The sequence below is a fragment of the Mycobacterium sp. 050272 genome, assembly GCF_039023525.1.
GTDB lineage: Bacteria > Actinomycetota > Actinomycetes > Mycobacteriales > Mycobacteriaceae > Mycobacterium.
The window spans coordinates 311,234-322,707 of the sequence record NZ_JBCHKV010000005.1 but is presented as its reverse complement, the minus strand read 5'-3'; the positions used below and the strand labels follow the sequence as shown (position 1 = coordinate 322,707).

Below are 11,474 nucleotides of genomic sequence, written 5' to 3'. Positions count from 1 at the left end.
CATGGCCGTCGTGGTGCTGACCGATGCCTCGTCGCGCCTGCCGGCCGATCTGCTCGAACGGTGGGCGATACGCGTTGTCCCGCTGCATGTCCTGCTCGACGGCGGCGACCTGCGCGACGGGGTGGACGATATCCCCGACGATGTCTACGCGCACCACGCCACGACCGCGGCGGCCACCCCCGCCGAACTCGGGGCCGCCTACCGCAAGGCGCTGGCCGACTCCGGCGGCGATGGTGTGGTGGCAGTGCACATCTCATCGGCGCTATCGGGCACCTGTGGCGTGGGTGAACGGGCCGCAGCTGAAATCGGTCCGGCCGTGCGCGTCATCGACTCGCGGTCGGCGGCGATGGGCACCGGATTCGTCGCACTGGCCGCCGCACGGGCCGCGGCCAGCGGTGCGGACCTGGAAGCCGTTGTGGCTGCGGCGAACTCGGCGGTACACCGCGGTCACGCGTTCATCGTGGTGCACGGCTTGGATAATCTGCGGCGCAGCGGCCGTATCGGCGGCGCCAAGGCGTGGCTAGGCACCGCATTGTCGCTGAAGCCGCTGCTACGTATCGATGACGGCAAACTCGTTCTGGCCCAACGGGTCCGAACGGTCAGCAAGGCGACGACGGCGATGCTGGACCGGGTCTGCGAAATCGTCGGCGACGATTCCGCGGCCGTTGCGGTGCACCACGTCGTCAACCCCGGCGGCGCGAACGACGTGGCGGCCGCGTTGGCCCAGCGGCTACCGGCCTGCCAGCCCGCCATCGTCACCTCGCTGGGGCCGGTGCTTGGCCTGCATGTCGGCCCCGGCGCCGTCGCGGTGTGCCTGGACCTAGCTCCTGGCAGCTGAGGCGGCCGGCGCCACTCGGGCGGGCGGCAGACCGTAGTCACCGCGCGGATGCACGACTTGCGGCCACCAGAACCAGCGACCGAGCAGCGTCGCGATGGACGGCATCAAAAGCGTTCGCACGATCAGCGTGTCGAGCAGCAGACCGATGCAGACGGTGGATCCGAACTGGCCCAGCACCCGCAGGTCACTGCCCAGCATCGATGCCATCGTGAACGCGAACACCAGACCCGCGGCCGTCACCACTCCACCGGTGCCGGCCATCGACCGGATGATGCCGGTCTTGAGTCCGTGGTGGATCTCTTCTCGGAATCGGGAGACCAGTAGCAGGTTGTAGTCGGATCCGACCGCCAACAGGATGATCACCGAGAGCGCGGCGACGATCCAGTGGATCTTGATACCGAATAGATCCTGCCAAATCAATACGGACAGACCGAATGACGCGGCAATGGAACTGGCCGCGGTGCCGACGATGACCAGCGCGGCCACCACGCTGCGGGTGAGCAGCAACATGATCATGAAGATCAGCGTCAGCGCGGACACCACCGCGATCATCAGGTCGTACTTCTCGCCGTCGGCCATGTCCCGGAAGGTCGCGGCGGTTCCACCGAGATACACCCTCGCGTCGGACAGCGAGGATTGCTTCAAGCCCTCCTGCGCGGCGGTGCGTTCGGCGTCGACCCGCGAAATCCCTTCCGGCGTCATCGGATCACCCTGATGGGTGATGAAGAATCGCGCCGACTTACCGTCCGGCGACAGGAACATGCGCAGACCCGTCTGGAAGTCGGGGTTGTCGAACGCCTCGGGTGGCAGATAGAAGAAATCGTCGTTCTTCGACTGGTCGAAGCTTTGCCCCATCACGATGGCGGTGTTGCTCATCGCCTCCATCTGGTTGATCATCGCCTTGAACGTCTGGTAGAGCGTCAGCGTGATGCCCCGGGTGGTCTTCAGGGTGGTGATCAGCGTGGGGAACAGCTCAGTCAGGTCGCGTGATGCCTTGGCGGTGTGCTTGATGTCCGTTGTCAGGTAGTGGAACTGCTCGGCGAGTTGGTCGAAGCCGTCCAACGTGTCGAACAGCGACCGGAAGCTGTAGCACAACGGAATGTCGTAGCAGTGCTTCTCCCAATAGAAGTACGTGCGCACCGGCCGGAAGGTGTCGTCGAAATCCGCGATGTGGTCGCGCAAGCTGTCGGTGATCTGTGACGTCACTTCAGTCGTCTTCGCGCTGTCCTCGGCGGCATTGGCCAAGTCCTTGGACACCTCGTATTGGCGCTGCGTGGTGTCGATCTGGGTCTGCAGGTCGTCGGCCATCCTGAGGATGTCGGCGATGCGGTCCTTGAGGAAGCCCATGTTCTGCATCGTTGTCTGGCTCTGGATGCTGTTCTGGAACGGAATCGAGCTGTGCTGAATCGGAATGCCCAGAGGCCTGGTGATGTCCTGGACCATCGCGATGCCGAGCGTGCGCATCTCGTTTTTGGCCACCCGGTCCAAAACCAGCATGTCGGCCGTGTTGCGCATGTCATGGTCGGATTCGACCATCAACAAATCGGGGTTCATCCGAGCCTCGGAGAAGTGCCGGTTGGCGGCCTCTTGGCCTTGGTTGGACGGCGCCGAGAGCGGCAGATAGAAGCGGTCGTTGTAGCTCGTCACGTAGCTCGGCAGGGCGATCATGCCGACCAGCACCACCGCGGCGCTGACGGCCAAAATAGGTGCGGGCCAACGCACTACGGCGGTGCCCACCCGACGCCACAGCCGGCCTTGTTTGGCGGCGCGCTTGGTCTCGAACAGGTGAAAGCGACTGCCGATGAAGATCACGGCAGGACCCAGCGTCAGGCCGGCCAAGACCACGACCAGCATGCCGATCGCCACGGGTGCGCCCATGGTGTTGAACCAGGGCAGCCGCGAGAAACTCAGGCAGTAGGTCGCCCCGGCAATCGTCAGGCCCGACCCCAAGACGACCGGCGCGACTCCCTTGAACGTGGTGTAGTACGCCGATTCTCGATCCTCGCCGGCGCGCAAGGCCTCTTGATAGCGGCCGACGAGAAAGATCCCGTAGTCGGTTCCCGCCGCGATCGCCAGCATGGTGAGGATGTTGGCGGCAAACGTCGTGAGCCCGAATGCGTTGTGGTAGGCCAGAACCGCGACCACGCCACGTGAACAGGCCAGCGCGACAAAGGTCATGAACAACTGGACCAGCGTGGTGACGATGGACCGGTAGACCAGCAGCAACATGACCGCGATCGCGCCCAGGGTGAACAGCGTGATCGTCGCCAGACTGGCGTTACCGATCAAGTGCATGTCGTCGGACAGCGCCGCGGGACCGGTGACATAGGCCTTTACGCCGGGCGGTGCCTTATTCTCGTCGATCACCTTGCGGACGGCGTCGACGGACTCGTTGGCCAGCGTGGTGCCTTGGTTACCGGCAAGGTTGATCTGCACGTACGCGCCCTTGGCGTCGGCGCTCTGGGCGCCCGCCGCCGTCAGCCGGTCCCCCCAGAAGTCCTGAATGTGCTGGACGTGCTTGGGATCCTGGCGCAGTTGCCGAATCAGCTTGTCGTAGTACTGGTGTGCCTCGGGGCCCAGCGGTTGCTGGCCCTCCAGCACGATCATCACGGTGCTGTTCGAATCGAACTCGTGGAAGTTGTGGCCCATGCGCATCATCGCCTTCATCGACGGTGCGTCCAGGGGCGTCATCGGCGCCGAGTGTGCTTCGCCGACGACTTCCAGGGTGGGAACGATCACGTTGACCAGGACCGTCACGGCTACCCAGATCAGGATGATCGGCACCGCGAAGATGCGGATGGTGTGGGGGAGGTAGGGCCGGTGCCCACGCTCGGGCTTATCCGAACTCTGGGTGCCGATCGGCCCGGTGTCGGCGGCGTCGTCGACACCCAGGTGGCTCTTGCTATTGAGATCGCTCATGCGGACTTCACCAAGCAGAAGGTTTGGGCGTTGTGGCCATCGGAGTTTTGCGTGTCGCGGACGACGCCGTCCACGGTGATCTTGCAGACGATTCGGCTGCCGTCACTTTGCGCCATGATGTTGGCGCTCACCGACGGCAGCGTGGTTGAAATCGTGGTCGTCCACGGCAGCGGCGCGTTGTCGATTTGATGAGTGTTGGCGTCGGCATCCCAGTAATTGATGTTCGCGGTAGCACCCGGCGGGCCGGAGATCTCGTAGACGACGACCTTGGGATTGAACTGCACGATCTCGATCCCCTTGCCGGCATTCGCGTTGAGATCCTGCGAGCCGAATATCTTGTGCAGCCGCGACACGACCAACGCCGAGACTGCCAGTACCACAATCAGCAGCAGCGGAATCCACGCCCGTTTGAGCACCTGGGATATGGCATCCGAGTTCGGCGAACCGCTCACCTTGACCGCCCTTCCGCTCACCGCTGCGGCGGCCTGCCGTCCTGCCTCGGAACGCTCGCCACCGTGTCGACAACCTTAATTGTCGGCGGAACCTTTGCTCGGCTAAGCACTCTAAACCTTAGAGGACGGAACCGTTCCTCCGGGGGCCCCTGACTATGGCCAAAGTCATATGGTTAGCGCGCCAGGCGGCCGGTCACCGGCGGCAGGTCGGCGAGGGTCACGATCCCGGGCCGGGCGGCCACCACCGCGGGGACGGCGTTGGTGACCGGCATCGCGGTATAGATCATGCCGAGGCCCATGAACCCGGGCTCGGTCCAATCCTTCGGCGGCAGGCAATGCAGGACGGTGCGCATGTTGGGCATTCCGAAGACCTGAATTACGTGGCCGTGCTCTAGTGGCTTGGGCGGGACGACGTGGTTACCCATGGTCCAGTTGAACCCGACACTGACGACGTTGCGGTCGCCTTCCCAGCCGCGATGGAAGCCGTACACACCGCCGACCGTGCCCGCGGGAATCTTCATGAAGCCCAAATCGGAGTCACCGGTGGCCGCGGTGAACGTGACGTCGAAGGTCATCCTGTCCAGCTTGGCGCCGATAGCGTCGGCCATCATCGCCGCCGACTCGGCGAAGACTTCGCTTTCCCGGCGGACGTTCTCGGCCAGCCCCGGCGTATCGGGGTCTTGGGAGAACCCCATCGCCGTCTGGGTTTCCGCGGATTCGTAGGTCGAGCAGTCCACCGATTCGGTGATCCGGATTTCGTCCACGCGCTCGCAGGAGGCCGAGAGCACCATGCCGACCATGTTCGTCATGCCGGGATGCGCGCCGCTGCCGAAGATCGTCGAATGCCCCTTCTGGCAGGCATCTTCGATGCGTTTGCGGTCCTGCGGGGTCTGTTTGCCGCCGGTGATCCAGGCCGCGCTGGTGCACACGTTGACACCGGACTCCAGGAGACGCACCAATTCGTCGATGTTGGGCCACAACGGGTTATAGCAACACGCGTCGGCGCCCAGCGCGATCAGCGAGTCGATGTCGTTGGTGGCGTGCACCCCGGTCGGCTCCGGCCAGCCGCAGAGTTTGGCGGCATCGACACCCACCTTGTCGGCGCCATGCGCGTACACCCCGACCAATTCCATGTCGGGCCTGGCGATGATGGCGTGCAGCGAGCGCCGCCCGATGTTGCCGGTCGTCCACTGAATGACACGTAACGGACGGTCTGGGCTGGCTGTGCTCATCGTGGCTCCTTTGCCGCTGCGGGGGTGGAACCATTATGCGAAGGGCGCAACCCGGGTACCGGCCGGGGTGTTAGACGTCCAGCCGGACGAATCGGTCCCGGCGGTACTGCTCGACACAAGCGGCCCGGCGGATCTTGCCGCTGGTCGTGGTGGGGATCGACCCGGCAGCCACCAGCACGAGGTCCCCGACATTGAGACCGTGCGCATTGGATATCGCCGAGGTGACCTCGCTCTTGACACCGCTGAGCCATCGCTTCGCGTCCTCATCGAAGTCGGCTCGCCTCTTGAGCTCGACGACGGTGACCAGTTGCTCGGTCCCGTCGGTCGGAACCGAAATCGCCGCGACCCGGCCACGGGTGATCTCCTGGACCGTGGTCTCGATGTCCTCGGGGTAGTGATTGCGCCCGCGGATGATCAGCAGGTCCTTGATGCGCCCGACGATGAACAGCTCACCGGAGTAGATGAAGCCCAGGTCCCCGGTTCGCAGCCACGGACCATCCGGCGTGCCGGGCGACGGGTCGACCAGCGTTGCGCCGAAGCAACGCTGCTCGGAAGCTGGCTTGCGCCAATAGCCGTCGGCGACATTGTCGCCATGCACCCAGATCTCGCCGATCAAGTCCGGTGGGCATTCGCGATTCGTATCACCGTCGACGATGCGCACCACAGGGGAGTGCGGTACCCGGTATTTGACCAGCGCCGTGCCGTTCCTGGCCCCGCACGGCTCAACCCGTCCCGCGCCCAGCGCTTCGGCATCGAAGTGGGCCGCCGGCGAGGATTCACTCCAGCTGCCGGTGGTGACGAAGACCGTGGCCTCGGCCATGCCGTAGGAAGGGCGCATCATGTGGTCTTGAAAGTTGAAGTGCGCGAACCGATCTACGAAGCGGCGCAGGGTGGCCGGCTCGACACGCTCGGCACCGCTGATGATGCCCAGCACACCGCCGAGGTCGAGCCCGGCCAGGTCTTTGTCGGTGGTCTTGCGGGCGGCCAGGTCGAAGGCGAAGTTGGGCGCCGACGACCAGGTGTGGGGATTCTCGGCCAACGCTCGGACCCACCTGGCCGGCCGCTCCAAAAACCCGACGGGACTGGTCAATTCGGCACGATGGCCGCTCAAGATCGGAGCGCAGACTCCCAGCACCAGGCCCATGTCGTGGTAGAAGGGCAACCACGATACGAGAGTGAGGTCCGACGGGATTGTTATTCGCGCGGCCGCGAAGAAGCTGTGCATCAGCTGCTCGAAATTCGCCTCGAGGTTTCGGTGCGAGATCATCACACCGGTCGGCGTCCGGGTCGAACCCGAGCTGTACTGCAAATACGCGATGCTCGGCAAATCGACTGTCCGGGAACTCGTTTCGATATCGGCGTCCAGATTCAGTGAATCGATTTCGATGATCTTCGGCACATCGTTTAGGTGTGCTTGGTCGACGAATTCGGCGACGTCTGCGGCGAAGGCGGAGGTGGTGAGTACCACCGAAGGCGACGTGTCGGCGAGGACCGCGCCTACCCGCTCGTGGCTCGAGCCGCGATGCGGCAGCGGAAGTGGAACGGCGATGAGCCCTGCCTGCATGGATCCCAGGAACCCGGCGATGTAGTCAAGGCCCTGCGGAGCCAGGATGACCGCCCTGTCTCCGACCGACCCGTGCGGGCCGAGATCGCGTGCGACATTGAGCGTTCGCCGCGAGGTCTGCGCCCAGGTGAGGCTCTCGCGAGCACCGTCGGGGTTGGCTTCGTAGTTGGTGAACGTGTACGCCACGTCATGCGGCCGCAGGCTGGCCCGCCCATGCAGCATGGCGAGAATCGACGATCCGGACATCGGCGCGTTATCAGCCGGTGCCGTGGGACAACACCGACGTGGCACCGGCGAGAATCTGCGACAGCGGATCGGCGCCGCCGCCGAACGTCGCCTGGTTAGCCGGTGCCGTGACTTCGGCTGGGTCAAACCCATGCACCGGGTCTACCTGAACCGGAGCGGTCGCCGGGTCGTCGTTGCGCGAGTACCCGGCATTCACCCGGGGGATCAGGATGGCGTCGAGTTTGTTGAGCGTGTCTTCGTCGATCCCGACGTACTTCAGCGGCATGACAAGCGGCAGGTGCTTTTCCGGGACCATAATCGTGGTGTCCCTGGCACCCCGGGAGTTGATCGTCGTCCTGATGTTCTGTGGCGGCACCATGCTCGGATTCGTGAAGGCCACCGCTGTGTGACCGGTGGCCAGGCCCAGCAGCGTGTTGGCGAGCGCGAACAGGTTGTCGGGCCGGTCGGGGAAGTCCGCGATCGAGTCGTACGCGGCCACGAACCTGTTTGTGTCGTACTGACTTTCGTACGGCGGTGGCATGGTGTAGTCGAGAGCGGGGACGGTGCTGCCGACTGGGAACATCGCGCTCAGGAAGCTCTGACCGAACGCGTGGCGACCGATCGGATCGCCGAAGGTGGCGAAGTTCAGCCGGTCCGGCGGGGGAGCGGTCGGGTCATTGGCCAGCCGCGCCTGCTCGCCGTCGACCACGAACCCGCCCTCGGACAAACCAATCGCGGTTCCGGGGCGACCGGCGCGGATCGCCGCATCGAGGTTGTTCACTCCGACGTCGACCGACTCGCCGACGCTGGGGCCGTCCAGACCGAGGCCCGGGAAGAGTTCATCGAAACGGCCAATGCCGGGGAAGAGTCGCTCCAGCACGTGGCCCTGGACCTGGCCGGCCGGGTAGCGCACGATTTCGCGCTGCTGTCCCGGGAACCATTGCGCGCCCTCTTGGCGGATGTATTCGTCGTAGGGGATGCCCAGTACGTGAGCGCCGCCGAGTGCGAATGCGGTCTGGTCACCCGGCGCGCCGGGAGTCGGCGGTCCGCCGATGGGCGTGTCGTCAGCCGACGCGGTTGCGACGCCGAAATAGCCTGTGGCGCCCACCGTTACCAGCGCCGAAACTCCTGCGAGTAGCTTCTTCATTCCTGATCCTGACCGCTCGGATTCGTCTCGTAGTCTCACATAGATCATGCCTACCCCCTAACCGGGTTGTGGCTCGGCGCGTCGGCGCACGCCCACTCGGGATGGCCACCAGTTCGCCCGCCCGACCAGCGCAGCGATGGCGGGAACCGTGACGGTGCGCACCAAAAAGGTGTCCAGCAAAATCCCCACACCGATCACGAAACCGCCCTGCACCACGGTGCCGATGCTGGAGAACAACAGTCCGCACATCGACGCGGCGAAGATCAGGCCGGCCGCGGTGATCACGCCGCCCGTCGAACTGAGCGTGCGAATGATGCTGTAGCGCATGCTGTGTCCGGACTCCTCACGCATTCGCGAGACGAGCAGCATGTTGTAGTCGGCCCCGACGGCGACCAGCACCACGAACGCCAGCGGTGGCACGCTCCAATGCAATTGCTGACCCAGTAGGTATTGAAAGGTCAGTACGCCGATACCGACTGCCGACAAATAGGAAATGACCACGGAAGCGACCAGATACAGCGGCGCAACGATCGCACGAAGCAGCGCGACCAAGGTCACCAGGACGACGAGCAGGGTGACCGCGATGATGAACCTGATGTCGTGCTGGTAGTAGTCGCGGGTGTCCTTCAAACCAACCGTGTACCCCGCCATCGAAATCGTGGCGTCGGACAGCGCGGTATTCGGTTGTGCTCCCCGAGCGGCCGCGGTGATCGCGTTGACCTGATCCATCGCTTCGGTGCTGAACGGATTCAGTTTGGTTTGAACCAAATACCGCACCGAGTGGCCGTCCGGCGAGATGAATACCTTGGCCGCTTTCTGAAACTCCTCTAACTGCAGCAGCTGGGGCGGGATATTGAATCCCGCCATGGCGGGTTGTGCCGCATCGCGTTTCAGCGACAACAGAAATGCCGCGGACTCGCCGAGGCCGGAACCGAGCTGTTTGACTTGGTCGACGAGCTGGGCCACGGCGTCGGCTATTTGCCGGCTGCCTCCGGCCAGCCGGTTCGCGCCATCTTGCACGCTGTTCAAATTCGCTTGCAGGCCACCGGGTTTGTCCATGCCCATCGAGTGCATCACCTTGGTGAGCTTCCCCAACGCGGCGCGCACCCGGTCCGTCGACGCCTTCAGTGCCTTTTTGTCCTGGTAATCCTGCAGTTGGTGGGCCAGATCGTTGATCGCGTCGAGGTCGGCCTGATCGCGGGAACCCACCAGCTGCTCGAATGTCCCGCGGGTCGCGCTGCACGATTGATCGGCATCGCAGATCGGGTTGCCCTGCAGCGCCGCCAGCACCGGGCCTATCCAGGCGAACACGTTCTTGGCCGCCGAGAAATTCCAACCCATCGCGTTGCTGAGCGAGTTGACGTGATCGATGAGCTGGGCTGCGATGTCGACCTGTTTGACCAGGGCGTCGCCGCTGTACTGGCTTTTCGCCGACGAGAAGGCACTCTGCAGTTCCTCCAGGCTGGCCGCGAGCTGGCTGACCTGACCGCGGACCTCGCCCAGGCTGTTGGCCAGCGTGCCGCTCCCGGCGACCAGCCGGTTGAGGTCACCGGTGTGGTCGCTGATCATGGTGGACCCGCCGGCCAGCAGGGTGCCGATGGCGCCCGCCTGATAGGTGGCCCGGAATTGTTCCGGCACGGTTCCGGTAGGTCGCGTAATGCCGCTGACCGCAGCGATATTCGGCAGTTGGCTGACTCGGTCCGCCAGCTGCTCCAAGTCCGCCAGGGCCTTGGGCGTGCGAAGGTCATGCGGAGATTGGATGAGGATGTACTCCGGAATGGATTGATTCACCGGGAAATGACGATCCAGCGCGGCATACCCGGCGGAGCTCGGAGCGGACGCCTGCAGCGCCTTGCGGTCGTCGTAGTTGTAACGCACCAGCCCCGCGCAGCTGGCCAGGATGATCAGCACCAGCACACTGGCGACCAGGTTCGCCCTGGGCCGGCGCACGATGCGGATCCCCGAACGCCGCCAGAATCGGGCGGTTAATTCGCGACGTGGCTTGACCCAGCCACGCGGCCCGGCGATCACCAGAATCGCCGGCAGCAACGTCACCGCGGCGAGGAAGGCCACGCCGACCCCGATCGCCGACGACGCACCGACTGTTTTGAACACGCCCATTCGCGCGAAACTGATCAGCAGAAAAGTAATGCCGACGGTGGCCGCGGATGCGCCGATGACTTTGCCGATCGAAATCATTGCGCGTTTGATCGCCTGATCGGAATCGGCCCCCGAGCGCAGATAATCGTGATAGCGACTGATCAAAAAGACCGCGTAATCGGTACCGGCGCCGGCCATTATGGCGCTCAGAAATACGATGGACTGATTCGAGACGCCGGCTCCGGTGAATAGGGAATAAGCCGCCACCACCGCTTGCGCGATGACCAGCGATATCCCGATTGTCAGCAACGGCAGCAGCATGGTGACCGCACTGCGGTAAATCACGAGCAGGACGATCAGCACCAGCGCGGCGATCGCCAGCTCGATGGGAAGCCGGTCCTTGTCGCCGGCGACCGTGAGGTCGGCGACGGTCGCCGCGGGGCCGGTGAGGTTGACCGTCAGCGGCGATCCGGCGAGGGAGTGTTTGACGGTGTCGCTGATCCGGTTGAACGCGGCATAGGACTGTGGCGTGCCCAGTTCGCCGGCGACGCCGACCGGCAGCACCCATGCCTTGTGATCCTTGCTGGTCACGACCGAGCGCAGCGGCGGCGTGCTGATGAAATCCTGCACCATCACGACGTCTCGCGTGTCGTGGCGCAGGGTGTCCACCAACGAGCGGTACGCGGCTTCGTCGGCGGGGCCAAGCCCCTTGTCGTCCGTCAGGACCACCAGCAACAGGTCCTCGGAACCCGATTCGTGAAACGCCTTGGTCATCTCGCGCGCGGTGATGCTCGAGGGGGCATCATCGGGCAAGAGCGCCAGCGGATGCTTCTGGGCCATCTCCCCCAGCGAGGGCAAAGTCAGTGCTAGCGCGACCGCGGCCGCGACCCAGGCCCCGATCACTACCCAGGGCCACCGCACCACGAAATCGGTCAGCCGTCGCATATCGCCCTCGCCCCTGGTAGGCGCGGTCGGGTGTGCCCGCCGGCGACGCTTG

The 11,474-nt window shown here is 64.5% G+C and carries 7 protein-coding genes; 1 reads left to right on the top strand and 6 read right to left on the bottom strand.

What is annotated here, in order from left to right; all coding sequences use genetic code 11:
• Position 1 precedes the first annotated feature (1 nt).
• Complete coding sequence (locus AAHS21_RS13470; RefSeq protein WP_342928154.1) at positions 2–838, top strand: DegV family protein; 837 nt, start codon at positions 2–4, stop codon at positions 836–838.
• Here AAHS21_RS13470 and AAHS21_RS13465 read toward each other — a convergent pair.
• The 6 genes from AAHS21_RS13465 to AAHS21_RS13440 all read right to left on the bottom strand — a co-directional run bounded on the left by AAHS21_RS13465 (position 821) and on the right by AAHS21_RS13440 (position 11,422).
• Positions 821–3,757, bottom strand: a complete 2,937-nt coding sequence (locus AAHS21_RS13465; protein WP_342928153.1) for an MMPL family transporter — start codon at positions 3,755–3,757, stop codon at positions 821–823. The genes AAHS21_RS13470 and AAHS21_RS13465 overlap by 18 nt on opposite strands.
• Positions 3,754–4,182: an MmpS family transport accessory protein gene (locus tag AAHS21_RS13460; protein WP_165796459.1), complete on the bottom strand. Its 429-nt coding sequence runs from the start codon at positions 4,180–4,182 to the stop codon at positions 3,754–3,756. The genes AAHS21_RS13465 and AAHS21_RS13460 overlap by 4 nt, the downstream gene beginning before the upstream one ends.
• 200 nt (positions 4,183–4,382) lie before the next feature.
• Positions 4,383–5,441, bottom strand: coding sequence for a dihydrodipicolinate reductase (locus AAHS21_RS13455; protein WP_342928152.1), 1,059 nt, complete (start codon positions 5,439–5,441; stop codon positions 4,383–4,385).
• A gap of 70 nt (positions 5,442–5,511) precedes the next feature.
• A complete protein-coding gene (locus AAHS21_RS13450; protein WP_342928151.1) occupies positions 5,512–7,251 on the bottom strand; it encodes an AMP-binding protein in 1,740 nt (579 codons plus the stop codon).
• 10 nt (positions 7,252–7,261) lie between these two features.
• The gene (gene pe / locus AAHS21_RS13445; protein WP_342928150.1) at positions 7,262–8,377 is read right to left on the bottom strand and encodes an acyltransferase PE; all 1,116 of its coding nucleotides are present in this window, start codon (positions 8,375–8,377) and stop codon (positions 7,262–7,264) included.
• 57 nt (positions 8,378–8,434) lie between these two features.
• Positions 8,435–11,422, bottom strand: a complete 2,988-nt coding sequence (locus tag AAHS21_RS13440; protein ID WP_342928149.1) for an MMPL family transporter — start codon at positions 11,420–11,422, stop codon at positions 8,435–8,437.
• Between the last annotated feature and the right edge of the window lie 52 nt (positions 11,423–11,474).